Origin of the sequence: Candidatus Lariskella endosymbiont of Hedychridium roseum (assembly GCF_964020185.1) — a bacterium.
Lineage (GTDB): Bacteria > Pseudomonadota > Alphaproteobacteria > Rickettsiales > Midichloriaceae > Lariskella.
Genome location: NZ_OZ026538.1, coordinates 174239 through 199295 on the forward strand (window position 1 = coordinate 174239; position 25057 = coordinate 199295).

The 25057-nt window shown below is 35.4% G+C and carries 27 protein-coding genes, 2 tRNA genes and 2 pseudogenes; 17 read left to right on the plus strand and 14 right to left on the minus strand.

The genetic code is table 11. The features are described from left to right. Window positions 1–108 precede the first annotated feature (108 nt). Both AACK98_RS08015 and AACK98_RS08020 read left to right on the plus strand, forming a co-directional pair. Window positions 109–189, plus strand: a pseudogene (locus AACK98_RS08015) (transposase); the annotation flags it as partial. Further along, window positions 183–290 (plus strand): annotated as a pseudogene (locus AACK98_RS08020) (IS200/IS605 family transposase); the annotation flags it as partial. The pseudogenes AACK98_RS08015 and AACK98_RS08020, both read left to right, overlap by 7 nt. Window positions 291–299: 9 nt before the next feature. On the opposite strand, the gene AACK98_RS00850 reads toward AACK98_RS08020, so the two are convergent. Further along, a protein-coding gene (locus AACK98_RS00850) for an IS630 family transposase (RefSeq protein ID WP_339040258.1) occupies window positions 300–1170 on the minus strand; the annotation gives its coding sequence in 2 pieces (ribosomal slippage) (window positions 300–845 and window positions 847–1170; 870 coding nt in all). Between the two features lie 84 nt (window positions 1171–1254). Here AACK98_RS00850 and AACK98_RS00855 point away from each other — a divergent pair. The 11 genes from AACK98_RS00855 (at window position 1255) to AACK98_RS00905 (ending at window position 12150) form a co-directional block, all read left to right on the plus strand. Next, window positions 1255–1383, plus strand: coding sequence for a transposase (locus tag AACK98_RS00855; RefSeq protein WP_339042485.1), 129 nt, complete (start codon window positions 1255–1257; stop codon window positions 1381–1383). Window positions 1384–1789: 406 nt separating this feature from the next. Beyond that, entirely contained in the window at window positions 1790–1996 is a 207-nt protein-coding gene (rpmI, locus tag AACK98_RS00860; protein WP_339041572.1) for a 50S ribosomal protein L35, read from the plus strand. A 30-nt stretch (window positions 1997–2026) separates the two neighbouring features. After that, window positions 2027–2389 carry a 50S ribosomal protein L20 gene (gene rplT / locus AACK98_RS00865; protein WP_339041574.1) on the plus strand — a complete coding sequence of 121 codons (363 nt, stop codon included), beginning with the start codon at window positions 2027–2029 and terminating at the stop codon, window positions 2387–2389. Between the two features lie 576 nt (window positions 2390–2965). Then, complete coding sequence (locus AACK98_RS00870; protein WP_339041576.1) at window positions 2966–3349, plus strand: hypothetical protein; 384 nt, start codon at window positions 2966–2968, stop codon at window positions 3347–3349. Further along, complete coding sequence (locus AACK98_RS00875) at window positions 3256–3624, plus strand: IS1 family transposase (protein WP_339042483.1); 369 nt, start codon at window positions 3256–3258, stop codon at window positions 3622–3624. The genes AACK98_RS00870 and AACK98_RS00875 overlap by 94 nt, the downstream gene beginning before the upstream one ends. Before the next feature lie 895 nt (window positions 3625–4519). Next, window positions 4520–6304, plus strand: a complete 1785-nt coding sequence (locus tag AACK98_RS00880; protein ID WP_339042487.1) for an ABC transporter ATP-binding protein — start codon at window positions 4520–4522, stop codon at window positions 6302–6304. Between the two features lie 114 nt (window positions 6305–6418). Continuing rightward, the gene (fabD, locus tag AACK98_RS00885) at window positions 6419–7378 is read left to right on the plus strand and encodes an ACP S-malonyltransferase (protein ID WP_339041578.1); all 960 of its coding nucleotides are present in this window, start codon (window positions 6419–6421) and stop codon (window positions 7376–7378) included. A 388-nt stretch (window positions 7379–7766) separates the two neighbouring features. After that, window positions 7767–8501, plus strand: a complete 735-nt coding sequence (gene fabG, locus AACK98_RS00890; protein ID WP_339042489.1) for a 3-oxoacyl-[acyl-carrier-protein] reductase — start codon at window positions 7767–7769, stop codon at window positions 8499–8501. Between the two features lie 367 nt (window positions 8502–8868). Next, on the plus strand, window positions 8869–10197 hold the full coding sequence (gene hslU, locus AACK98_RS00895) for an ATP-dependent protease ATPase subunit HslU (protein ID WP_339041580.1): 1329 nt from the start codon (window positions 8869–8871) through the stop codon (window positions 10195–10197). Window positions 10198–10808: 611 nt separating this feature from the next. Next, on the plus strand, window positions 10809–11342 hold the full coding sequence (locus AACK98_RS00900) for a cytochrome b (RefSeq protein ID WP_339041582.1): 534 nt from the start codon (window positions 10809–10811) through the stop codon (window positions 11340–11342). A 274-nt stretch (window positions 11343–11616) separates the two neighbouring features. Then, the gene (locus AACK98_RS00905) at window positions 11617–12150 is read left to right on the plus strand and encodes a hypothetical protein (protein WP_339041584.1); all 534 of its coding nucleotides are present in this window, start codon (window positions 11617–11619) and stop codon (window positions 12148–12150) included. 296 nt (window positions 12151–12446) lie between these two features. Here the strand turns inward: AACK98_RS00905 and AACK98_RS00910 are convergent, their stop codons facing one another. The 5 genes from AACK98_RS00910 to AACK98_RS00930 form a co-directional block, all read right to left on the minus strand. Then, window positions 12447–12683: a GIY-YIG nuclease family protein gene (locus tag AACK98_RS00910; RefSeq protein WP_339041585.1), complete on the minus strand. Its 237-nt coding sequence runs from the start codon at window positions 12681–12683 to the stop codon at window positions 12447–12449. A 126-nt stretch (window positions 12684–12809) separates the two neighbouring features. Further along, window positions 12810–12899: transfer RNA gene (locus AACK98_RS00915), tRNA-Ser, on the minus strand. Between the two features lie 167 nt (window positions 12900–13066). Continuing rightward, window positions 13067–13564: a transcription antitermination factor NusB gene (gene nusB, locus AACK98_RS00920; RefSeq protein WP_339041587.1), complete on the minus strand. Its 498-nt coding sequence runs from the start codon at window positions 13562–13564 to the stop codon at window positions 13067–13069. Continuing rightward, window positions 13536–13979, minus strand: coding sequence for a 6,7-dimethyl-8-ribityllumazine synthase (locus tag AACK98_RS00925; protein WP_339041589.1), 444 nt, complete (start codon window positions 13977–13979; stop codon window positions 13536–13538). The genes nusB and AACK98_RS00925 overlap by 29 nt, the downstream gene beginning before the upstream one ends. Before the next feature lie 47 nt (window positions 13980–14026). Next, window positions 14027–14112, minus strand: a tRNA-Leu gene (locus AACK98_RS00930). A 398-nt stretch (window positions 14113–14510) separates the two neighbouring features. On the opposite strand from AACK98_RS00930, the gene fdxA reads away from it, so the two are divergent. Both fdxA and AACK98_RS00940 read left to right on the plus strand, forming a co-directional pair. Then, window positions 14511–14858: a ferredoxin FdxA gene (gene fdxA, locus AACK98_RS00935; protein WP_339041592.1), complete on the plus strand. Its 348-nt coding sequence runs from the start codon at window positions 14511–14513 to the stop codon at window positions 14856–14858. Window positions 14859–15234: 376 nt separating this feature from the next. Beyond that, on the plus strand, window positions 15235–15984 hold the full coding sequence (locus AACK98_RS00940) for a D-alanyl-D-alanine carboxypeptidase family protein (protein WP_339041595.1): 750 nt from the start codon (window positions 15235–15237) through the stop codon (window positions 15982–15984). Window positions 15985–16373: 389 nt separating this feature from the next. Here AACK98_RS00940 and AACK98_RS00945 read toward each other — a convergent pair whose 3' ends face one another. The 4 genes from AACK98_RS00945 to AACK98_RS00960 all read right to left on the minus strand — a co-directional run bounded on the left by AACK98_RS00945 (window position 16374) and on the right by AACK98_RS00960 (window position 18941). Then, window positions 16374–16784, minus strand: a complete 411-nt coding sequence (locus tag AACK98_RS00945) for a phosphodiester glycosidase family protein (protein ID WP_339041597.1) — start codon at window positions 16782–16784, stop codon at window positions 16374–16376. After that, entirely contained in the window at window positions 16781–17059 is a 279-nt protein-coding gene (locus AACK98_RS00950) for an IS1 family transposase (RefSeq protein ID WP_339041599.1), read from the minus strand. Before AACK98_RS00950 ends, AACK98_RS00945 begins: the two co-directional genes overlap by 4 nt. After that, window positions 17022–17399: a hypothetical protein gene (locus AACK98_RS00955; protein WP_339041601.1), complete on the minus strand. Its 378-nt coding sequence runs from the start codon at window positions 17397–17399 to the stop codon at window positions 17022–17024. Before AACK98_RS00955 ends, AACK98_RS00950 begins: the two co-directional genes overlap by 38 nt. A gap of 129 nt (window positions 17400–17528) precedes the next feature. Further along, window positions 17529–18941 (minus strand): hypothetical protein, encoded by a 1413-nt coding sequence (locus AACK98_RS00960; RefSeq protein ID WP_339041603.1) that lies wholly within the window; start codon window positions 18939–18941, stop codon window positions 17529–17531. 511 nt (window positions 18942–19452) lie between these two features. On the opposite strand from AACK98_RS00960, the gene AACK98_RS00965 reads away from it, so the two are divergent. Beyond that, complete coding sequence (locus tag AACK98_RS00965) at window positions 19453–20199, plus strand: YebC/PmpR family DNA-binding transcriptional regulator (protein ID WP_339041605.1); 747 nt, start codon at window positions 19453–19455, stop codon at window positions 20197–20199. Window positions 20200–20252: 53 nt separating this feature from the next. Beyond that, a complete protein-coding gene (locus AACK98_RS00970; RefSeq protein ID WP_339041607.1) occupies window positions 20253–20453 on the plus strand; it encodes a zinc-finger domain-containing protein in 201 nt (66 codons plus the stop codon). A 315-nt stretch (window positions 20454–20768) separates the two neighbouring features. On the opposite strand, the gene AACK98_RS00975 is transcribed toward AACK98_RS00970, so the two are convergent. The 4 genes from AACK98_RS00975 to AACK98_RS00990 all read right to left on the minus strand — a co-directional run bounded on the left by AACK98_RS00975 (window position 20769) and on the right by AACK98_RS00990 (window position 24933). Next, complete coding sequence (locus tag AACK98_RS00975) at window positions 20769–21611, minus strand: outer membrane protein (RefSeq protein ID WP_339041609.1); 843 nt, start codon at window positions 21609–21611, stop codon at window positions 20769–20771. A 675-nt stretch (window positions 21612–22286) separates the two neighbouring features. After that, the gene (locus AACK98_RS00980; protein ID WP_339041611.1) at window positions 22287–23525 is read right to left on the minus strand and encodes a hypothetical protein; all 1239 of its coding nucleotides are present in this window, start codon (window positions 23523–23525) and stop codon (window positions 22287–22289) included. Window positions 23526–23629: 104 nt separating this feature from the next. After that, a complete protein-coding gene (locus AACK98_RS00985) occupies window positions 23630–24307 on the minus strand; it encodes a hypothetical protein (RefSeq protein WP_339041613.1) in 678 nt (225 codons plus the stop codon). Next, the gene (locus tag AACK98_RS00990) at window positions 24265–24933 is read right to left on the minus strand and encodes a hypothetical protein (protein ID WP_339041615.1); all 669 of its coding nucleotides are present in this window, start codon (window positions 24931–24933) and stop codon (window positions 24265–24267) included. The genes AACK98_RS00985 and AACK98_RS00990 overlap by 43 nt, the downstream gene beginning before the upstream one ends. Window positions 24934–25057 lie beyond the last annotated feature (124 nt).

Sequence of the window (25057 nt, forward strand, 5' to 3'; positions counted from 1 at the left end):
ATATGTGATATGGTTAACACCCTCGCCTTTAGGCGAATACTTTAGTATTAGTTATCTAGGAAATGTGCTAAGGGAGGACGAATGGAATATAGGAGATGATCCCACAGCCTATATGACCTAAAGTATCATATAGTATTTTGTACTAAGTATAGGTATAGAGTTTTAACTAGTATAGGTATAGAGTTTTAACTGGGCAAGTTGCGATTAGAACTAGGGAAGTAATCCGAGAAATATGTGCTGCTAATTACATAAATATAATTAGTGGCAGTATGAGTCCTGATCACGTATAGCATAAGTGACTAAGGTGCTGACAATTTAATTGTATTAAAAACAGCATCATAAAGAGTATCAAATAAATCTATAGTTTTTCTAATTTCATTTTTTATCTTAAACCAGTAATGCTCTATAGGATTTAAATCAGGAGAGTAAGTTGGTAAAAATAATATGTAACAACCCACAGATTCAATTAACTCTTTCACTTTAGGATTCTTATGGAAGTTAATGTTATCCATAACAACAGTTTGTCCAGGTTTTAATTCTTTAATTAACATCTCCCTAATATAAGCTTCAAAGACCTCTTTATTGCAATTACCCTCAAATATTACGGGAGCAATAAGATTACAATTACAAAGACCAGCTATCATACTTATTCTAGTTTTATGTTGATACACCTTTTCCCCATAGCACCTTTCTCCTAAAATACTACAACCATATCCTTTACAAGCATTATCTTCTATTCCAGATTCATCAAGATATACTATTTTATCTCTTGTGATGGTTTTTATCTTTTCAATAAATTCATGTCTTAACGGAATATCTCTTTTCGGATGAAGATGAGTTTTTTTTATAGCTATAACCAAGTTTTTTTATCGCCTGTAAGATCGTTGTAGGTGATATATTACACCACTTCTTTGCTAGTTCTTTTGATGTCATAGCAATATTTAATTCAAAAAATTCTTTAAAATCTTCTAGATTTTTGATCTTATGACTGTGACCTTTTTGATAACCACTTGCTGCTTTCAAAGAACCGTGCTTATCTTGCAGAATTTTCCACTTATAGATAGTATCACGACTCACTCTAAATAGTTTACTCACTTTAGTGATTCTTGCACCATTTTCTAATGCTTCTATTACTCTTACCCTAAGTTCTATTGGATATGCTCTTGCCATAATTTTATGCTTTTTATTTCATACTCACTTTTTATATCTTAATTCCTAACTTTTGTCAGTATCTTAGTCACTTATGCTATACATATATTAGCATTGGTTCCGCCTAGTATATCAATATCTAAAGCTGCGCAATATATTAAAGGTATAAGTAGCCGTAAGTTGCTACAGGAATTTGCACTGCTCCGTAAGCGGTATTGGGGACAACATCTTTAGGCCAGAGGGTATTTTGTTGTGACAGTTGGCAATGTGAATTCAGAAGAAGTGCAAAAATATATAGAACAGCATGAGGAACATCACAAAAAAGATGATTTTAGAATATCAGAGTTTTAGCGTTTACGCTTTTAATCTGCTTTGCAAGCGTTACATAAACTACCGCGCTTTAGCCGGTAGTAATTGATGTGTACGCAATTGATAGTACAATTTCTTGCTATAGCGTTATCTGTGTGTTACAAGTCATAAAAATGCTTGTGTTTTCATTAGTATATAATGTATAAGTAACATTCCTCCAAGTGTTCAAACGCACTTTGGTGATCGATTTTTTTGGTGTCATAGGCTTTTTTGGCATGCCTATGGCGCCGCTTATGCTTGTTGAAGAATTAAACAAATGTTCGAGGGAAAAATGCCTAAATTAAAAACAAAAAGTAGTGTCAAGAAGCGGTTTAGTCTTACTGCAAGTGGGCACGTTCGTTCTAGCCAAGCTAATAAACAACATAACATGCGAAAGCGTAGTAAGCGGCAGTTGCGTATGCAAAGAGGAACTGTGGTGCTCTGCGCTGTAGAGGAAAAGAGAATATATCAATATATTCCTTATACCAGCGCTTTATAGATTTTATGAAAATACTAAGAAGAGAGTTGTATGGCTAGAGTGAAGAGAGGTGTGACTGCTAGAGCGCGTCATAAGAAGATACTAAAGATGGCTAAAGGTTATAGAGGCAGGGCTAAGAGCTGCTTCCGTATTGCTGTAGAGAAAGTGGAAAAGGCACTTGCCTATTCTTATAGAGACCGTAGAAATAAAAAAAGAGATTTTCGTGCTCTTTGGATTCAGCGCATTAATGCTGCGAGTAGAGAGCATGGTATTGTATACTCACAATTTATAAAGGGCGTCAAGCTTGCTGGCATGGACTTAAACAGAAAGATGCTTTCTGAGATTGCTATACATGACAGAGAAGTGTTTGCAGAAATAGTTGGGAAGGCGAAGGAAGCGCTTGCTGTTGCTTGAATAGTTTTTGCGTAATTAGTTTGAGCTACTACTTTATTTATCTTTGTAGTTCGCATTAAAAAGCTTCTTTCTTAAAGTAATGATCGATTTTAGTGATTGCTATTAGTTAGTCGCCTGCATCATAACTTTTGAAACACACTATTTATTTCGGCCTGCAAGCAATTATGCTGCACCGAAAGTCCAGCAGAAAAAGTAGCAAGAGAGCCTTATGGATTTTGTTAAGTGGTATTTGCTAAGTACTGGACAAATTATATATCCGAAAACTAGCGTAGTGCCACGTCTTTAGGATAATTTTTGTATACTTTAATTTCCTGAAAAAATTTATTTGTGCAGCAAATCGATTTTTGACGGGCAGACTGGTTTAGTATGTGTGAATTGTATAATTGTTCTGTAAGTGGTGTCTGTTTAAGTTCTGCTGCAGGTCTACTGGGTAATAATGTCAGTTTTATTTAAGAGAGTTTTCACAATTAGATAGAAGTATGATATGATCACTTTTTTAAAAACTAAAGAGTGGTTTTATGGTTTGTTGTAAGGGATGTTGCTCTGATATCTTTGTAAAGAATGGCATTATGAGGGGTGTACAGCGTTATAAGTGCAGATCATGTTCTAAATTTTGTTGAGGGCGATCTGGGCAAGAAGCCTCAAACAGCTGTTAAGAAAGCATTATGCGTTATGCTATATAGTCTTGGTAATGGCTCTTTTTCTATGTTATGCAAGATATTAGGGCATTCGCCGTCCATAATTTATCGCTGGGTAGTAGAGGCGATGGGCAAGACTCAGGAGCCAGTTGTCTCTTCGGATATTATGGAGATGGAATTCGACGAGATGTGGCATTTTATTGGTTCAAAAAAAACAAGCTTTGGATCATTAAGGCAGTTGATCGTAGTACAAGGAGAACCGTTGCCTGGGTTACAGGCAATCGTGATACTGCAACATTCCAAAAGCTCTACAACAAAGTGAGTCATCTGAAAGAATGTCATTTTTATACGGATGATTGGGATGCTTTTTCTAAAATTTTACCCAAAGAGCGTCATACAATTGGAAAGTCTGGCACAGTATGTATCGAGAGAGATAATAGCAACACGCGACATCATTTATGCCGAATGACACGGCGCACTAAAATCGTTTCTAAAAAAGAGTCAATGGTATACGGATCCATCAAGCTTTGGTGCGCTCTTACTATTACACAAATATTCAAACAATATCAAGAACAGCTCTTATCTATCTTTATGTGAAAACTCTCTTATTTAAAAGGTATGTGTTACCTTTTCAGTGCTAAATCTACTTTGTTATATATTGTTTTTTTGTATTATTGCTAGACTAGACACTATGCATTCGAGCGATTCTCCTTCTTTACTAACTTATTTTTGGCAGAAGCTGTTGTTATGCTGAGCAATCTTTCATATTAAATAACGTGGATGATTTACTCATTTAAGATGTGGTGTTGCAAGAGCGCGCTGAGAGTAGGTAGCTATGATTTTGTTAAATTGGTTAACTATATAGCTAAAGTGTGATAAAATAGGCATTGCAAAAGAGTATTTAGAATAAATTTTTCTTCGCTTGAAATCGGCAATACAATTCCACTTTAGGCGAGATGCTGACTTAAAATTTATCAAAAGACAAAGTTTAGCATAACTCTTTTATGCTGCATTAGCTATGACATTTTTTGCAAGGTAAGTTTGTTTTTATATTAGACTTCTTCTTAAAACTTGCTTCCAGTTTAGGCAAGTGCAAGGAGCATACGTGGTGCTCGGATGACAGTGCAGACTAAGTACATGAACATCTTTAGCCAAAGGAAGCGACAAAGCAAATTGGCTGCTATAATAAACGTTTTTAAGAAGAAATCTATACAATGTAGTTATATCGTTGAGTCTATTCCTGCTACTTAATGTGGTTATTCTACATAAGATTACGAATTTAATTACATAACAATATAAGTTTATAGTATTCTGATGTTATCCTTTAGCTTTCCACATGTTTTAATAAATTGAATTAAGTTTTTATGGATAATTTCTTTAGATGAAGAGAATAAGTCTATAGTTAGTATGTGATTATTATTAATCAGTTGCTTATCGTGTGCAGCTGCTTGTTTTGTATGCTGATTTTAAACGAAACGTAGAAGATGAGACTATGGTAAAAATTACAAAGAGCGTTGTTTCTTTTTTGCTATATTTTGTTAAAAGACAATGGCTTGGTTTTACTCTAATAACAATCTCTGCTACCAGTGCAAGCATAATAAATAATTCAGTTTGGCCCTACATGATTGGGATTTTAGTGGATTTCTTTAGCACTCTTGATAGGATTGAAGAGAATGTATTCATTGCACTCTCTGCTCCGCTTAGCGTCACGCTTTTTTGCTGGATATTCATGGAATTGATGCAGAGGACTAAGGGAGTGTTGCTTGCAAATGTTGCTCCTAAGTTTGAAGCAAATATAAGGATGTTTGCCTTTAATAGAGTGATAAAACATACATATGAATATTTCACAAAAAAACATACAGGAGCAATTGCGCATAGGATAGATGATTTACCGCGTACAGCGAAGTTGATAGTAGACGATACATTGACAGTTTTTGTTCCGCTAGTCATGTCAATTATAATTTCCTCAGTAGTAATATCTATACATAGTATCACACTTGCTTTTTGCTTCATTGGCTGGCTTGTCATATATTTTTCTCTAAGTGTTTTCTTTTGTATTAAATCAACAAAGTATTCCTATCTTCATTCAGCAGCGAAGGCTGCAGTTCAAGGTGTGATAGTAGACAGTATCACAAATCATTTGAGCATTAAAATATTTGCAGGGCATAGTCATGAGTTGCGCAATGTACAAGCAACACAGAATGATGAAATTAACAAATATAAAGATAATCTTCTATATATAGAAAAGTTTAAAATCTTACTAAGCATAGTAAGTATATTGAGTGTTGTATTTCTTTTTTGTTTTGCTATTAAGCTTTGGCAACTCCAATATATTACAGTTGGTGATATGGTGTTTATAGTAAATACAACTATGACGCTAATGACTGTGATTTGGTTTGCTGGAGATGAGATATCTTATATGTTTCACGAATTTGGTATTTGTAAACAAAGCTTAAGCTTAATACAAGAATCTTCTGATGAGCAAAGCTATGATTATAGTCATGACCTTGAAGTCACAAGTGGTAAGATAGAGTTTAGGGAGGTCTCTTTTAAATATCATCAGAATAGTAATTTATTCGATAAGAAGTCTATATTGATACCTGGTGGACAGAAGATAGGTTTAGTTGGGTTTTCTGGTAGTGGAAAAACAACATTTACAAACTTGCTCATGCGTCTCTATGAAATTTCCGGTGGCACTATCTTGATTGATGATCAAGATATATCAAAAGTTTCTCTGCAATCTCTTAGAGAGAGTATAGCATTTATACCACAAGAACCATTGCTGTTTCATAGATCAATAAAAGATAATATTAGGTATGCAAATTTTTCTGCTACCGATGAGGAGGTTGTGCAAGCTGCAATGAGGGCAGAAGCACATGATTTCATTATGCAGATGCCAGATAGATATGATACAAAAGTTGGTGAACGCGGTTCTAAATTGTCTGGAGGTCAAAAACAGAGGATTGCTATTGCAAGAGCAGTGCTTAAAAATGCTTCAATAATTATCATGGATGAAGCAACTTCTGCGCTAGATGCACTTACAGAGCAGATGCTTCAAAAAACGCTTAATAATCTAATTGCTAATAAGACTGTCATCATAATAGCGCATCGTCTTTCTACGCTTCTTCGTATGGATAGGATATTGGTATTTAATAAAGGCTCTATTATAGAAGATGGGACCCACAATGAGCTTTTAGCAAAAGCGGGACATTACGCAATGCTATGGAACATGCAACATGATGGAATTTTACCTGAGTCCAGTAATTACACTACATAAAAAATATCATGCATATCTTAAATTAATCATTGAAATTCTTTACAGGCAAAAATATAGTGATCAATCGATTCGAAGTGGTCTGATTCGTAGGTAAAACAAAGAAATAAAACAATTATGATAGATTCAGCAAATACGTCTCTACTGTTTCCTGGGCAGGGTTCTCAGCATACAGGTATGGGTAGAGAATTATATGAAACATTTGAAGAAGCCAGAGAAGTGTTTCTGACTGTAGATGAGGTATTGCAGCAAAATTTATCTAAATTGATGTTTGAAGGAGATGCAAATGAGTTAACAGCTACTGAGAATGCACAGCCTGCGATCATGGCTGTTTCTATAGCTGTATTACGTGTATTATTGGTTCAGTTAAGATTGTCTATTACTTCTATTTGTAGTGTAATGGCAGGGCACTCACTTGGTGAATATAGTGCTCTTTGTGCAGCTGGTGTGTTTAGCTTAGAAAATACAGCTGCTCTCTTGAGGATACGTGGGAACGCAATGAATAAAGCAGCATCCAATATCAAAGGTGGTATGGTGGCTTTAATTGGAGCAGATCTTGAAAATGTAGAAAAAATGGTAGAAAGTCTGAGACAGTTTGGGTTATGTGAAATAGCAAATGATAATGGTGCAGGACAGATAGTCATTAGTGGTGAGATGAAAGCTATGGAGAGGGCTGTAGAGCTTGCTTCTCAGTTTTCTATAAAAAAGGCGGTGCAGCTTAATGTAAGTGCTCCTTTTCACTCAAGTTTAATGACTGATGCTGCAATCACTATGCAAAAATCGCTTAGTCAGGTCGTTATGAGTGCACCAGTTGTTCCAGTGATAGCAAATTATTCTGCAAGCGCTGTTTCAGATGCTGAACAAGTTAGGAGTATGCTGGTAAAACAAGTTGGAGGTAGAGTTCGTTGGAGAGAGACTATTGAGAAATGTATCCGTGACTATAAAATAATTAATTTCATAGAGGTTGGTCCTGGTCAGGTTTTGACTACGCTTGCAAAACGTATGTCAAGCGGTATACGTGTATTTAATCTTGATTCTCCAAATAGTATAGAGCGTTTTGTAGAAAGTATTTTATGAAACCTGAAGATATTGTGGGTTTTGCATAAGTCTCATGTGCATTTGTCTTATTATATAAGATATTTCATGTTACAACTGTTAAGTGCTTTTAACAGCTTTCAACACAATAGAATGTCATTTTATTATCTATATTTATCAAAAAATGTTTGCCATTCTTTAATTTTATTTTAGTTTAAAAGAACATTCGCAAATGCTTGTGTAAATATTGCAACGTTTTTGAGAAGTATATTCAAGATAATTTCTAGTATTGAAATTGTCATGTATTTCATATTGCTTAATTTTAGCATAAAGTGATTTGTGTGTTTTATCTCTCTGTAAATTTTGATGAAACAAATAATCATGGAGAGTTTGGTGTGTTTCAATATAAATAATTTTGTGTATAGATATGTTGTTTGATTTGAGTGCAAAGCGTGCTTTAGTTACTGGTGCTACTGGTGGCATAGGCAAGGAGATAGTGAATTTGTTAAATAATGCAGGTGCAAGCATTGTCGCAACTGGGACAAAAGCGAGTACGCTAAATACAATGCAAGATACGCATAGCAATATTCAGACTATGGTTGCAAATTTACAGAATTTAGAGGAAGCTTCTAGATTATTTGATGACGCAGAAGATAAGTTTGGTCAGATTGATATTTTAGTTTGTAATGCAGGTATAAATAGAGATAATTTAGCCATTAGAATGAAGGATGAAGAGTGGGATGAAGTGCTGAATCTAAATTTGACAGCTGCATTTAGGCTGAATAGGGCTGCTATAAAAAGAATGATGAAGAGGCAATTTGGTAGAATAATCAACATTTCATCTATTGTTGGTGTAACAGGGAATTTTGGTCAAGCAAACTATAGTGCAGCAAAAGCAGGACTCATTGGAATGTCGAAAACATTGGCGCTTGAAGTTGCCAAGCGTGGTATTACAGTGAACTGTATAGCACCGGGATTTATTGATAGTCCCATGACATCAAATTTAAAAGAAGAAATAAAGAGCTTGATAAATGGGAAAATTCCTATGGGGCGCATGGGAGTTGCAGCTGACGTTGCAGCAGGTGTTTTATATCTTGCATCTGATTCTGCAAGCTATGTAACTGGTCATACTCTTCACATAAATGGTGGTATGGTAATGTCTTGATTAGGTGGTATATAGACTTCCAATGAAATATGTAGTAATTTTGCTTGTAAGATTGAGCATATGCTTTAAGCATTATTGAGACATTTTAGCTAATTTTTGATGTTGCAGTGGTTTTATGTAAGTTGTCACGCTCACTTAGACTGCCTTGGATTATGCTTTTGATGATGTAATAAATCTGAGAATGATTCTACTTGTATAGTTTTATGTCAAAATAGAAAAAGATCAAATTTATAGAATCTATATGGTGCAAAAGTTATCGTGCATTGTGTGATATTTTTGAAGGTGTTGAAATTATTATGCATCAGTTAAAGTTTTTACTTTAGAATTCTTGCTTTGCTTGCTATTAAAAAGAGGTTAATTATTCATTATGAAGATATCAGATAGCGCTGCTATGACACCGCATATGATTGTTCAGGAGTTAGACAGATTTGTTGTGGGACAGGAAGAGGCTAAAAAATCTGTTGCTATAGCGCTTAGAAATCGCTGGAGAAGAAAGCAAGTAGCGCAGCCACTTCAAGGCGAAATAGTTCCACACAATATATTAATGGTGGGGCCTACTGGTGTTGGAAAAACAGAAATTGCAAGGAGGCTTGCGAAGCTTACTAGCTCTCCATTTATCAAAATAGAAGCAACTAAGTTTACAGAGGTTGGATATGTTGGTAGAGATGTTGATTCCATAATCAGAGATCTCTTAGATATAGCAGTAAATTTAGTACGTTCTTCTATGCATCAAAAAGTTACATCTCAAGCAAGAGAAGTTGCAAAACGGAAGATACTAGATATTTTAGTTGGTGAAAATGCAAGTCCTGAGACCAGAGAGAAGTTTGAGCAAAAGTTAGATTCCAGTGCTTTGGATAATATGGAGATTGAGATTGTGCTTTCTGATAATCATGCACAGCCAAGTAATGTTCCCATGTTTGATATGCCAGGTGGGCAGATGGGCATACTAAATCTGGGTGAGCTGATTAGTAAAGCATTTACTGAAAAGAAAACAAAAACTGTGAAGACAAGCGTCAAAGAAGCAATGGAGTTGTTAGCAAGAGAAGAGAGTGATGCGCTTATAGATAATGAAAAAGTTATTTTAGAAGCAAAAAGGATAACTGAGGAAGAAGGAATCGTTTTTATAGATGAGATTGATAAAATAACAAGTAACGGTTCAAGCAGTGGTAAGGGAGAAGTAAGTAGAGAAGGTGTACAGAGAGATCTACTTCCGCTTCTTGAAGGAACAAATGTTACTACAAAATATGGCACTATACAAACTAGTCACATATTGTTTATTGCTTCCGGTGCTTTTCATATCGCTAAGCCTTCTGACTTGTTACCAGAGTTGCAAGGGAGGCTGCCAATACGTGTTGAGCTCAAGCCGATCTCTGAGGAAGATATGATAAAGATATTGAAAGATCCTGAACATAGTCTTACAAAACAGTACCAGGCATTGCTAAGTGTTGAGAATGTTACTGTAAGTTTTACTGACGACGGTATAGAGAAAATCGCGAAGGTTGCAGCCTTGATAAATCATGAAATTGAAAATATCGGTGCACGAAGGCTGCACACAATACTTGAGAAATTGCTTGAGGATATTAGCTTCAATGCACATGTAATGCAAAACCAGACTATAAACTTGAATGCTCAGTATGTTGAAGAAAAATTGGAACACATTGTGAAAACCAGTGACTTAAGTAATTTTATTTTGTGAACTATTACATAAAATAATTTTATTTTTTGTACAATTATTTATATCATAACTCTATATCTAGTCTTGCAGTGATTGATCCTAAATTATTCATTATACATATTATCTGTATGGTACTGCTGGCAAAGTCACTTGTGCAGATCTTTTTGGCCTGACTTTCAAGTATTACTTCGTTAATTTCTTTACAAATATGTATATAGTATTTAATTCAGAAATTAACTGGTACTCTAAAAAATCATGCTATCAAAATCCGCGTGCGTGCACTTACTTGCGCGCAGTGCCATAGCTCAAAAGTGATAAGTTGCGTGCTATGTTTTAAAGAAAAAGCGTGGCAAATTAAAGAAAGTATGGATGTGCCAATTTATATATCTTATATAGTCTATCCGTCAAAAATTGATTTGCTGCGCAAATAAATTATATTAATACTAAGTCACACTTTTCAAAATTAGCGTAATCAGAAGTGTTCGTTATATATTTATTATTGCCTAGCACTCTTCCTAGCTCTTTTTGAAGTCTAACTGTATGTACGTTAATAGATATCAACTCTGCATTTAATAGATTACTTTAGATTTTAGCGAGTCTGATATAAATAGAACATATTTTAGAAGGTCATAATGTCTGAACATTATAATTATGCTATGCGTTGTGCGCATTGGTTATACGCTATGGTTGTGATTTGTACATTGAGTATAGGGTTTTATATGGTTGATCTTCCTAATGAAGCTAAACCACAGATGTACGCTTTACATAAATCGTTCGGTGTGCTTTCGTTTTTTCTCCTTGTATTACGAATTATTATTAGAAGGTTTTCATACATTCCTGAACTTCCAGATTCTATATCTCAATTTGAGAGGATTTCAGCAAAGATTGGTGTTTTCATTTTATATATATTAATGTTGATTATGCCTATGAGTGGTTATGTGATGTCAGTTGCAGGTGGTCGAGATGTATATTTTTTCTCTTTTGAATTGCCAAAGCTTTTACCAATAAATAGTCAGCTATCAGCAATTAGTTACATAGTACATGTGAATGTATGTTATATACTCGCTGCTGCGATTGTGTTGCATATACTATTTGCTATCAAGCATTTGATATTTGATAAGGTAAATTTGTTTGCTAGAATATGGCGTGTTGAGAGTGCTAATTGAAAGTACTCAAAAATTTCTTAAGTCTGTTTTGTGATCATTTTGCTATTGCACTGCTTGCAAAATATACCCGCAAGACTTTGAAACATAATTTTTTAGAGAGCAGGTTAATTTACGCGCCTAATACTTTTGCATATTTGCAAAGAAATTCATGAAATAGTATGGAAAATTAGGTAAAAAGGCCTGCACAATAACTTTGTGGGCAGTTGCTATATTAATAGAATTTTAGTTTGTTGTTATTTGGAGGATGTAGGCTTTAATGAGAGCTATGTTGTATGTGAAAATCTCGATGTTGGTTTTTGCGTTCTCAGTGCTGATTATAATTGTTATGCTTGCGTATAATAGAGTAGCTAAGCCTGTAGTTGTATCTGATATACCGCTTGTTTCATCTGATAAATGTATGACGAAGATGCCTCCTGAGAATCCTGGAGGAATGGTTATCTCAAATCAAAATAAAATGATTTACGATCCGATCAAGTCTGAAAAAGCGGGAAAGTCTAAGGCTAGTAGAGTGACAAGCATTACAACAAAGCTTGATAAAGAGGATAAGCTTGGCTTGCTTCAGGAGATAGGCGTTGAGAAGTTAAGTAAGCTTGAATATGAAGCTAAAAAAGTGGTGTCAGGTAACAATGAAAATAGCGTATTTGATTTTGCGAAAGAAGGCAATGTTGAGAATAAATCAGTTTCAAAGCATGTGCAAAAGGATAATAAAAGTATAGAGATTGCCAGAGAGAAAGTGACAGGGAAGCAGGTTAAAGGGCGCGTAGTGGATACTCCCAATCAGAAGGATCAGAAGAAGCAAAATCGATAAAGTATAAAAATTGGTGGATTTGCCAATATATCCGGCATTGTTGCATAATGAGACTATTTCATTATCAGTGCATATGAAATCCTAAAGCTTCTTACTTCAAGAAGTTTATCTGCCATTGAAATATCAGCGTGTTAGTTTATTTAGCAGATAAACTCAAGGATATGCTCTGCGCATTATGCAACAAAGCCGGTCGGACGTTCGCGTCTAACGGAGAAACGGAGAATAAAAAGGGAGATTTTGGGGTAAAATCGGTGATTTTGTGATTCTCTAGGTACGCATGTTTGGGTGACTAAATCTTACAAAAAGCGCTTCATAGCCACCGCTTTTCCTGAGCCAGTTTTGAAATATTTTTCTAAAGCCATTGCCTTTTCTTTGGTTTCAACTGCAACATAACTTTTTAGTTTTGCAGGCAAGAATCCAGCAGTTGCAGGCACTTTACCGTCATTATGAGCCTGAAATCGTTGCTTTAGATTGCTACTAAAGCCGACGTAAATATTACTATTTGATAATTCTAAAAAATAAACATAATGCATAATTCTGCAGTCTCACTACGCCATATACCTGTGCTCTACGAGCTTCGGTAGACAAGAAGCTTCGTGAGACACTCCTAGTTTTAACTCACTTCTGGGTGTGCCGCCCGAAGTTCGCAGAACGAAAGCTGGCGGAGAGAGAGGGATTCGAACCCTCGATACGGTTACCCGTATACTTCCTTAGCAGGGAAGCGCCTTCGACCGCTCGGCCATCTCTCCTTTTTTCAAAACAATGAAATGTATATCACATATATATGCTTATGCAAAACAATAATTTAGCAGTGTTATAGGTAAATTGAAAAACGTATATTGCAAGATCCTGTAATGATTGAGTGCCTTATGCATCTTTCAAAATGAAAAATTATACCGATACTGCATATTAATACTCATTTTGATATCTTGTCTAGCACACCATTTGCAAAACCGCTTTCTCCATCGTGATTAAAAAGCTTCACTATCTCTATGTAGTCATTAATCAAAAATGCCTTTGCTTCTGCTTCATTAGATAAAATTTCATGTGTTGCTGCACGCAGTACACACTGCACAACCTTAGCAATTCTATTCATCGACCAATTTGAAGACAGAAATTGCCCAATTTTTTCATCTATAGATTTTTGATTTTGGCAAACACTTTGAACTGTTTTAATGAGATATTGTTGATCTATCCATCGATATACACTAGGTTCTTGAGTTGTATTAATATTTGTAATTATAGAATTTATAATTTCATCGTAATTACAGAAACGTAGTTTTTCTATCGCTTTTGAATGTGCAGAAATTGCATACAGACACTGTACAGCAAGTACTCTAGTGCTATATCTTCCCTTTAGCCGTTTCTTCCACAAAGACTCTTTGTTAGTTTCTGTATTTTGAGTACTGATCATCTTCTATAAAATGCAGTTGGTTCTTTGCTTTGATTAATTGTAAGCAGGAATGTACAGCATCAGTCACAACAGCCTCTAATAATTCTGTTGCTTCCTTTTCATGTTGCGACGCTATTATACCAAAACCTACTGGCAGTACACAATCTAAAGATACATCACTAATACTTCGTAAGCACTCTTTTATGAGAATTTCATTGTAAAAACTACCATAAAATATACAGCCTAGCGCAACTACTCCTTCGAAATTATAAGCTTCTATTGATAGATTGATTGCTGTTGCTATATTTAGAGGATTTGTCACCGAAACAACCATATGCTCTGTATTATTGTGCTGTAGTATATTTTGCGCGACTTCTAGACTACGACTTGCTATTTTTCTGTGTAAAGTAGATTCTACAATCAATATTTTGTTCATTGATCTCAAGTTTTAGCTCCAACAAATAAAATGGGCACCAACAAAAATGGTGCGGATGGAGGGAGTTGAACCCACACGCCACAAGGGCACTAGATCCTAAGTCTAGCGCGTCTGCCGATTCCGCCACATCCGCTAAAATTCTTTACCTATTGTCAGACTTATTATATTACAATATTCGATACTACACACCAATAAAATGGCAGGGATAAATAAAAGCTGAACATATATCATAAAAATACTAGATTCTAAGTCTCAGTCTAAGTACATCTTCTAATTCTATTGTATCAACTAAAATTCTTTATCATTGTCAGATCAATGATATTGCAATATTATACCGACTCTTCCATAGTGTTTGCTAATGATTATACAAAACACTATACAGCCCTAAAATCAGCCTGATCAAACTCGTTCCAATCGCACTTGTGATAAACAAAAAGAACCAGTCGGTCGAATCTTTAGGCATGGTAGGAATAAATACACTTTTTATTGTATAAAATCAACAACGAAATGTAATAGAGTACGACTTGATATATGACATACGTAGTAACTGAAAAATGCATAAAATGTAAGTATACTGATTGTGTAGAAGTTTGCCCTGTTGACTGCTTTTATGAAGGGCCTGATATGCTTGTAATAAATCCTGAAGAATGCATAGACTGTGGAGTTTGCGAACCAGAATGTCCCATTGAAGCTATACAATCTGAGGGGGCTATAAAAGATCAAGCTCAGAGAGCCAGCATAGTAGAAATTAACCAGCGCTATTCAAAATTGTGGACAAATATTACAGAAAAAAAAGAACCTCTTCCAAATGCCGAGAGACACAAGGATGAGCCTGGGAAAATGCTCAAGTATTTTAAAGAAGCATTGGATAGAAATTAATGTGTAGTAAAATTTTCTACCATTTCAAATAACGTTAGTTTATTCTGTTAATTGTTGTTGTGCTTTCTTTTACTTACATAAAGCCGTTGATTGTTTTTTTGATTATCTCAGGCTCATTCTCGCTTGTACCGATATGATATAGCGGTTTAATGTATGTTATGTATAAGGCATTCAATGTTTTGTGTGTGTTTCTTATAAGTTTATTAACTCATTTTATAAGATGCGTAGTATTTATATTTTTGCTGCAATAGTCTTTACTATTGTGCTATTTCCGCTAACATCAGATGCAGCCAAGAAAGGGCGGTCACATACTACACATAAAAATCACACAACCAGCAATAGTATCACGCAATCCCCGAGATATGCTGGGCTTGTTGTGAATGCAGACACTGCAGAGATAATATATTCTAAAAATGCGAGAGTGCATAGGTACCCTGCTTCTCTGACGAAAATGATGACAATATACTTGACGTTTGAAGCGCTCAAATATGGTAGAATTAGGATGGATGATATTGTAACAGTTTCTGTTCATGCTGCAGCACAACCAAGAAGCAATATGAATTTGAAACCAGGCGCAAAAATTAGAGTAAGAGAAGCTATATATGCTCTTTCTGTAAAATCTGCCAATGATGTATCAGTTGCGATCGGTGAGCATATTGCTGGAGATGAATCTAGGTTTGTTGATATGATGAATATTAAAGCTAAGAAACTTGGACTTCGTGACACTAAATTTTGTAATCCTCACGGGCTACATGATGACAAACAAGTGAGTACGGCTTATGATATTGCGATTTTGACGCTTGCAATGCAGATACATTTTCCGCAGTATTATCATATGCTCTCAAAGACATCGTTCACATACAATGGAAGAGTAATAAAGGGACATAATAAAGTACTGGAGCGTTATAAATGGGCAAACGGCGGTAAGACTGGATATTTAAAAGCATCAGGCTATCATGTTGTGACATCAACGAACAGTCCATATGGCAGGTTAATCGCAGTGGTAATGGGAGGTGAAGCATATGGTGGGAAAGATAGAGATGATCATGCAATTCAACTATTGCAGAGTGCGTATGATATAATGAAAGCAAAAAAAATGAGCCGTTTAAATTCTAAAATTGGATAGCACTCTCTTTTTATGATGTGCAAAGCTAACAAAGCAAACCAGTAACTAACACATTTATACTAGTAGTCTAAAGTTCTAAGGCATTGCTAAGTAGTGCAGTATTTATCTTTGCCTGCAGGGCAACTATGGCACCTGAAGATCCAGCAGAAAAAGTGGCAAAAACCCTTATGGATTTTGTCGGTAGTGCCTAAAGTAGTATTTGCTAGGTACAGGACAAATTATGTATCAGAAAATTAGCGCAAGTCAGATATAAAGGCTAAATTTTGTACATTTAACTTTTTACAAAAATTTATTTGCGCAAATAAATTTTTGACGGACAGATTAAATACCAGTCTTTGTTTATCAGGAGTATACATAAGTTAAATCGATAAGCTTATATTTATACATACTCATTTATTCCTAAAGATTATCGCATCAGACACAGGTCTTTCTATTTTTTCTCCGGCAGCTTCATCTTTGTCACCGAAAGTGTTGTTAACTACATTTCCATTAATCCATAATGTTGAAGAGCCGCCACCATCTAAATTAATTGCATATTCACATCCTAAATCCTGCATTAATTTTGCAAGCTCTAAAATTGTTAATCCTTTAACACCTGCTTGAGTGTACAACTCATTTCGTAAAATTTGTTTTAATTCATTTAATGTAATCTCTCCTGGATCTTGCTTATTATATTTTTCCGCTAATATTTTCTCTTTTTCTTTTATTATTGACTGTACTTCACCCATAGTAATAGCTGTTATATCTCTTATATAATAATATTCTGCCAAAACTATAATTATCTTTCTGAGAGTTTTCACATAAAGATAGATAAGAGCTGTTCTTGATATTGTTTGAATATTTGTGTAATAGTAAGAGTGCACCAAAGCTTGATGGATCTGTAGACCATTGACTCTTTTTTAGAAACGATTTTAGTGCGCCGTGTCATTCGGCATAAATGATGTCGCGTGTTGCTATTATCTCTCTCGATACATACTGTGCCAGACTTTCCAATTGTATGACGCTCTTTGGGTAAAATTTTAGAAAAAGCCTCCCAATCATCCGTATAAAAATGACATTCTTTCAGATGACTCACTTTTTGTAGAGCTTTTGGAATGTTGCAGTATCACGATTGCCTGTAACCCAGGCAACTGTTCTCCTTGTACTACGATCAACTGCCTTAATGATCCAAAGCTTGTTTTTTTTGAACCAATAAAATGCCACATCTCGTCGAATTCCATCTCCATAATATCCGAAGAGACACCTGGCTCCTGAGTCTTGCCCATCGCCTCTACTACCCAGCGATAAATTATGGACGGCGAATGCCCTAATATCTTGCCTAACATAGAAAAAGAGCCATTACCAAGAACTATATAGCATAACGCATAATGCTTTCTTAACAGCTGTTTGAGGCTTCTTGCCCAGATCGCCCTCAACAAAATTTAGAACATGATCTGCACTTATAACGCTGTACACCCCCTCACAATGCCATTCTTTACAAAGATATCAGAGCAACATCCCTTACAACAAACCATAAAACCACTCTTTAGTTTTTAAAAAAGTGATCATATCATATTTCTATCTAATTGTGAAAACTCTCTAATATTTAATGTGGTAAAAATATCACTTAAAGTATGCATGCCAAGTGCGGCGGCAGTACATTCGGCGATGCTTATTCCACCACTATATAAGCCTCCAATAAAACCAAAAGAAAGTATACCACCTAATGTACTAATTCCTGAGCTAATTAGGCATTTAGTAAAGCCATTTTCTATATCATTAAAAGATGCACTATGCTTAACGAGATGCCCAACTGTATTTGCAATTGTGTGTGCAAATGGCTCTGCGAGTTTGTATTGCGCAGTAGCTAATGTGATGCTTATAGGCAAATATGCATCAGATGCAAGCGGTTGAAATTGAGTTGTTAGCCATTGTATATTTTGATCAAATACAATATCTGCTGTTTTTTCTATTGTCCAAAAAATGACGTTCGCGTTATCTATTAAATAGAGCGCAGTTTTACTGGTTTCAACTATTTGTATGGTATTTTTGTACGTAGCGTAATTTGAAAATCCTGCTTCTAATGCTTTACGGTGATTTGATATAGCCATATGTTCCGCCAGCAATTTTTCTACTACTTCAATTCTGTACACCCCCAGAGTTCCAGAGCGTAATGTATCAAAAAATTCTGCTTTCATTAATAGAATACGATCTGTATTTGATACCTCGCCATCACGCACAAAGATGTTTCCTAATTCTGCCAGCTTTTCTCTGCTGATTATATACCCTTCGGCATTTTTCTGGCCTTTTGATGTCAATTTTATAAATACTTCTTCAGAGGAGTCAGAGAAGCAAAATAAATATTGAAGATCAAATAATCCTACCTTTTCAATCAATTCATTCTTATTCTGACGCTCAACCCAATTTTTGCCAAGAACAACTTTTTTCACTTGATTCCAGATTGTTTTCTCTGATGCTTTTTGAGCGCTCTCGATTTCTCCAAAATACCTAGCATCCATAATAGTTGCTTTGATTCCTAAACTAAACGCATTACCTCCATCTGAATTATCTTTATATGATAAAAACGTATTCTCTAAAACCAAATCTACTTTTAAAGAAGTTAGATCTAGGTCTCTTGTGTCGATACTTTGAATATCATGCCCTTGTCCTGCCTCATTTCCCACGTTCTCAATCTGATTTATTGCAGCAAGAGGGCCGGCAAACAGTCCTTGATTTAAAAATACCATTGCTGCATTTTGTTCATACTTTGACATATAGTTATTAAAATCGCCTGGCGATTCTATGAATTTATATACGCCCTTTTTCTGCGCAGCTAATTTATTACGTTGTATATCTTTGAAAAACTGAGCGTTTTCCCCGTCATCTAGATTGTTATATATACTGAATAACTTAGTTTGTGATGGCTTTGTAAAACCATAGTATTCAAAAAGACCGTTTTGATTTGTGCTACCTGGCATGATAATAACCTTGTTTGGTATGTTAAATTTGTTCTGCTTGCTGCGCTATTTTATTTTCTAAAGCAGCGAGATTATAAACTATAACATGTAAATTTGCACATATCTGCATTTTGCTTTGCTTACAAGCTAAATTTTCATATGAATGCATGACATAGTATTAAGTTTGCGTTAAATATTTTGAAAAATTTATTAAAATGCCGTTAAATTATCGCATGGATTTTTGATTAATTTTTAAATTTTCACTGCTTGAGTATCTGATGGCAAATATTGTGGCATTAGAATGTACCACTGCACACTACATAAATTTGTTATATATCTACTTGCGAATTTTATGAAAAAGAATAGAAAGATTTGTATGGCTGAAGCTGCAACTCTAATCAATGGAAAAGTTACGTTGCATACAATATAACTTTTGATGTAATCAGCATAAAATACTTATATCTGTTCATTTGCAATCTTCAGTGCTGTGTATTATGATCATGATCAAAATATGTGAGATCAGTATTAAAACATGGCTGGACATTCAAAATTTAAAAACATAATGCATAGAAAAGGTGCGCAAGATCAGAAACGCGCCAAGATGTTCACAAAAGTAGTGCGCGAAATTGTAGTAGCAGCTCGTAGCGGTCACATAGACCCTGCATTTAATCCTAGACTCAGAGCTGCTATAGCGCTTGCAAGAGAAGTGAATATGCCAAAAGACAGAGTGGAGGCTGCTATAGCAAAAGCTACGTCGAATACCGAAGATAGCAACTATCATGAGATCAGGTATGAGGGATATGGACTTGATGGCGCTGCTTTCATTATAGAGGCTCTAACTGATAATAAAAACAGAACTGCTGGTGAGGTTAGGTCAGCTTTTTCAAAGTATGGAGGTACGCTTGCAGAAACAGGAAGTGTATCTTATCTTTTTCAAAGGCTTGGGATTGTAGTGTATAACTTTGCTTCAAAAGCTGGACAAGATAGAATGCTGGAGATTGCACTTGATGCCGGAGCTTTGGATTGTATATTCTATGAAAGTGAGTGTGAGATTGTTTGTGATCATACGGATTTTCATAGCACAAGAGAGAAGTTAGAATCTGAGCTGGGCACACCATCTATTGCAAGGTTAATTTGGAAGCCCAATGCGCAAATATCACTTAGTGAAGACAAGTTGAAAACTATGATCAAGCTTATAGATATTTTGGAAGATAATGATGATGTTCAGAATGTGTATCATAATTTTACTATACCTGATAGCATGGCAGAGTTGGATTAAGAGTAGAGTTTGTTTTTGAATGTTGCTGTTGAATCTAAATTGAGCTGAATCTTATGTGCGCGTTGATTAATGATAAGGTTGGAAGTCCAGAATTTCATAATTTGAAAGATGCGAAGGTTGTGGTTGAAGAACATATTTACTGTGAGGGATCACATGGTAGTCCTGGGCATCCAAGGGTATATTTATATGTTGATAAAGAGGATGGTGTGATATGTCCATATTGCAATCAGATGTTTATATATAAAGAGCTCTGATATTGTATTGTAAGTTATTTTGTATATCCGCCAAAAATTGATTTGCTATGCAATTTTTGCATATTAATTAGTCCTGTGCCTAAAAACGCTACTTTCACAAAATCCGTAAGGTTTTTGCGTTTTTTCTTACGGCTTTAAAACACTATTTTCCAACTCTAAACGCAATTTGACACATGGTGCATTCTAATTTGAAGTGCGACAATCTATCGTGTAGCCTGAAGGATGCTCTTTGCACTTGCTTTACTGGAAAATGCGAGTTTTAATAGGAAATCTAGAAAGACTTGTGAAAAGTAATAGTATACGGCTCTATATAAATTAAAAATTCATATTAAGTCCAAGCTTTATGCTATGCATATGAAGGCTGGTAGAAAGCGGAAGTGATGCTCCTTCAGGCGCAGCACTATACTTCGAATCACTTCCATCATATTGAGGTAAAACAATATAATCAGGTTTGCTAGTTCTAATCTTACCAGCATCATAATATGTATAACCTAAATCAATTGCAACTCTATCACTGATATCATATCTAAAACCAAATGCTAGACTGTAAGCAATACGATTAGAACGCTCACCCTTATAAATCCAATTATGTTTGTCTGCAGTTACTGTAAAATCACCAGGCGTATTCATTGCAACACCAAGCCCTGCACCTAAATATGGTGTAACCTTAGAAAATTTTGCGATGTCGTAATAAAAATTCGCCATTGCTAAGTTTCCAGAAATATTTTGCTTTTCATACCCTGTAACTTGGATCAGCGGCACTTGTACTTCGACATCACACTGAGGAGGAGAAGCAATATTCTGCAGAAACCCATCTGGAAAATCCACCTGTTTCAATTGAGTTTCACTTGCCACTGTCATATCTGTAATATAATTCTCATAAATTACATTAAACGACGACACTTCTATTTCTCCTCTAAAGTTACCAAAAACCTTTCCAACACCGAAACTGTATAAATTACCAATGTTTGGTTTATGTTCTAGGTAACCAAAACCATTTTTATCTAAAGGTTCATTATCAGAGAATTTTAATGGAGCTAAAATTCCATAATCAATTTTGCCATAAAACTTTGCACTACATTCTGAAACTTGAAACAAAGCAAATAACAAAATAAAAAACTGCAACTTGTGATTTGAAAAATATTTAGAAAAGCACATAATGAATGTTTATAATAAAAGATTGTTGTGCAGTATTAGAATGCTTACAAACTAAATGCTACGAAATTGCCAAGAAAATCTATAGTAGGCACTGCTGGCGAAGTCACTTTCACAAGACCTCCTTTGGCCTGATTTTCAAGTATTACTTCGTTAATTTATTCACCAATATATATCAGCATTGACTCAGAAATTAACTTGACACTTCAAAAAGTCATGCTCTTAAAATCCTCGCGCGCGCTTATAAAGGCAGTGCTGAAATCAAAAATGCAACACAGATCTGCTAACGCACTAACAAATTTTTATCGCGATTCAAAACATACTGATTTGAAAGAGCCTGTCGCAAAAATATATTTTCAACCTATATACCAAACATATACCGCAGGTAAATGAAGAGTTGGAAGTTGGGATTTGAACTTTTGCACATACGAAGTTATACTTCAAAAAAGCTTAAGAAAAGCACAAGGAAGTATATAATAAATACATAACAAGCGATTTTTAAAAAGCACCAATTTTGAAAAGTATAACGAGTATATGCACATCTCGACGCAGCAGTACCATTAAATCTCGTTTTTGATACATGCTATGCTTTCTAATATAACCAACTCTACTACCCGAATGCTTAGAAATATATTTTTGCAAAAAACATAAAAAATAAAGCATTGGCATCAAATCTTCCTAAGCGAAAGGCGAAAAATCTATCCAAGCATAATGGCTGCTTGAAATCTGATCCCAGAAATTAGAAGGAGCACCATTAAAACTAGTCCAAAGCGTCGATGTTCCATACGAACCATACCCAGTCTGTGTAGCACCACCAATACTCGGAATTAACGTTGTTCCATCAACATTATAGAAATGGCCATCTGCAATGCTTGCGCATGATTCAGCAATTGCTCTAGAAACACCTGCGCCAGAAACAGTACTACGACCATTCGTATTAGGTGACACTCCAGTAGCAAGAGGAGCAACAACAATACTAGGATCCACTCCAGTTGGGCCATAAACAGCTAAACAAACATCTTTAAGACCAGGACCAGGCTCTTTCATAGCGACAAAAGCTTTACAAGCGTCACCAAGCGTTTTTTGATTTGTATCTGGCTCATTAGAACACATCATATACATACGACAACCTTCTTTGACACCAGCCATCATCTTTTGGTATGGAATAATCATCCCCATCTTTTTCACAATCTCTTCCGAAGAAAATAATTGTGATAATTTGACATTAGCAGCTCCTGAATAAGATGCACTGGTCATACCTATCTTAGAACCGAATGAAGTAAGCGCATCTGCAAGAGCTTGCACTTCACTATATACCTTCTCGGAATTAGCACTGGGATCATTTGCAGCAACACCAAGCTTATTCAACGTCTGAGTTGACCATGAAATATCTTGCGTCTTATAATTTTTTAGCTCACCTACAGCCTCAGCAACCTCTGAGAGCTCTTGCATTGAACTTGGATTATAGTCTGGATTATCTAAGACATTCTTTCCTATATCTACAAATGCAGCTGCATAATTTGCAAAAGTCGGGATTTTATCAATAAAACTCTCAACATCATCATCAACATTTCCAGTTAACTGTTTCCCAGCTACTACAGGAAATATCATATCAAAAGCTGTGGACTTTACGACCATTGCATTTATTTTAGCTACCATCTCATCATCTGGACAATTCGCACAACCAGCCATTTGCCCAACATCAGTCAAAATAGCAAGACTATCATCAAGCTGTGACAAATCTTTGTTATTACAATTGTTAGGCAAAAGTGGGATATTAGTGCAGAGCTGCGTTTGAATTTGCCCCATATTTACACCGGCAAGCAAACCAGACAAAATAGTCATATCAAGATCAGTAATATCTGGAATTCTAGAGTTTTCAAGTGCTAAATCAGCTCTTTTTAATGCTTCTCTCACGTTCGCTGCATTTTGCTTTCTCATTAACAAATCATCATTTGAAATGACATCTACCATACTTTCCTCTTAACTTTTTAATTAAATGTAATTCTTGAACTGTAAAATTACGCAACATCAGGCCATGTAATCCAAGGGAAATCCGTGTTTGAAACATCATCAAAGAACTGTGTATAAGGACCAGAAAAGATATCTGTATACTGTGTTGTAAGCTCTGTTGGAAGTCCAAGAATTGCTGTAGAAAATCTTGACATATATGGAGTATAGGAGAAATTTATGATTTCAGTTCCATCTGCATTCCAAGCACCGTTCAGAATTTCACAGCCTTGTTTAATTATGGAAGGAAGCCCTGCTGGCGAGATAGCTGCCGATATCTGAGAGCTAGAACCCTGCCCCACAATCAAAACAGCACGAGAAGCACTAGTAATGGTGAAATAAACCTTATTACAAAGATTCTTCATTCCATCACCTTTACTTGTCAATGCGTTAAAGTCCGCGCAAGCTTCTTTAAGAGCTATTTGTTCAGCTGTTGGAGCAGTAAGAGTTTGCGCAATACCAAATTCTGAACTACATGCATTTTTCAGTACAAATACAGCCTTTTGATATGCCGCTATCTGAGATAGCCTTTTCTCGGCATCAAGCATAAGATTTGAAAGTTTGTTATTCGCAAACATTCCAGATGTAAACGCATCACCAAATTTGCCACCAGTTAAGGCATTTTGTAAATTAGTTGCTATAGTATTTACATCGTTATAAACCTGCTCTGCTGTTGCAGAAATAGGCATTCAGATTCTTTCCAGTTTAATGCTGTTAAAGATTTTTCAGTATACGCAGTTTGATTTACTTTATACTCTTTTAAACTTGCTACTGTATCAATCAAATGCTCTAGATTTGCTATTTCTGGAACATAATCATTACCTATAATTCCTTGCCCTATGTTTTTTAGAAATTGAGGAATCATACCCTGCACAACTATAGTATCTGCATATAATTCCACGTCGTCTGCAACAACTCCTGTCTTCTCGCTTCCAGTGATTGTCTCATATGTATCGTCAATCACAGCAGCTTTTTTAGCTGTCTCTTCGCCCTTCTCTCTTACGGCATATGGATCATTAACATCACCTGTATAACCCAAAAGCTGCGCCATATTGGAAGGAAATGTCAATGTACTTTTTATAGTACTTGCCATATTTGTAAGCGATGCAGGAGTACATCCATTTGCCGAAGCTAAACAACTTTTTGCATAGAGTTCTGCTACATACATCTTTGCAATTACATTGTTCAAAATTGCCATATTTGATTCGGAAGTATCAGATAAATCAAATGTTTCAATATTAAGACCAAGGTTCAAAAGAAACTTATCAACAGTACCTTCCCTTCTGGCTCTTATGGCACTTGTATAATCAACCATATTTCTCTCCAAAATTTTTATTAGCTAAATGGCATCAAAATATGCCCTGAACCACCCCACTTGAGCAAAAAAACCGAAAAGATCGATTAAATGCATAGGATTAGAAAGCTAAGATTCACTAAAA

Coding starts and splice junctions, on each gene's coding strand:
- AACK98_RS00990 (WP_339041615.1), bottom strand. CDS start 24,933: ATGGTTGATTATACAAGTGCCATAAGAGCCAGAAGGGAAGGTACTGTT.
- AACK98_RS00965 (WP_339041605.1), top strand. CDS start 19,453: ATGGCTGGACATTCAAAATTTAAAAACATAATGCATAGAAAAGGTGCG.
- AACK98_RS00925 (WP_339041589.1), bottom strand. CDS start 13,979: ATGAACAAAATATTGATTGTAGAATCTACTTTACACAGAAAAATAGCA.
- AACK98_RS00960 (WP_339041603.1), bottom strand. CDS start 18,941: ATGCCAGGTAGCACAAATCAAAACGGTCTTTTTGAATACTATGGTTTT.
- AACK98_RS00900 (WP_339041582.1), top strand. CDS start 10,809: ATGTCTGAACATTATAATTATGCTATGCGTTGTGCGCATTGGTTATAC.
- nusB (WP_339041587.1), bottom strand. CDS start 13,564: ATGATCAGTACTCAAAATACAGAAACTAACAAAGAGTCTTTGTGGAAG.
- fdxA (WP_339041592.1), top strand. CDS start 14,511: ATGACATACGTAGTAACTGAAAAATGCATAAAATGTAAGTATACTGAT.
- rpmI (WP_339041572.1), top strand. CDS start 1,790: ATGCCTAAATTAAAAACAAAAAGTAGTGTCAAGAAGCGGTTTAGTCTT.
- AACK98_RS00970 (WP_339041607.1), top strand. CDS start 20,253: ATGTGCGCGTTGATTAATGATAAGGTTGGAAGTCCAGAATTTCATAAT.
- AACK98_RS00910 (WP_339041585.1), bottom strand. CDS start 12,683: ATGCATTATGTTTATTTTTTAGAATTATCAAATAGTAATATTTACGTC.
- hslU (WP_339041580.1), top strand. CDS start 8,869: ATGAAGATATCAGATAGCGCTGCTATGACACCGCATATGATTGTTCAG.
- AACK98_RS00975 (WP_339041609.1), bottom strand. CDS start 21,611: ATGTGCTTTTCTAAATATTTTTCAAATCACAAGTTGCAGTTTTTTATT.
- AACK98_RS00985 (WP_339041613.1), bottom strand. CDS start 24,307: ATGCCTATTTCTGCAACAGCAGAGCAGGTTTATAACGATGTAAATACT.
- rplT (WP_339041574.1), top strand. CDS start 2,027: ATGGCTAGAGTGAAGAGAGGTGTGACTGCTAGAGCGCGTCATAAGAAG.
- fabD (WP_339041578.1), top strand. CDS start 6,419: ATGATAGATTCAGCAAATACGTCTCTACTGTTTCCTGGGCAGGGTTCT.
- AACK98_RS00880 (WP_339042487.1), top strand. CDS start 4,520: ATGGTAAAAATTACAAAGAGCGTTGTTTCTTTTTTGCTATATTTTGTT.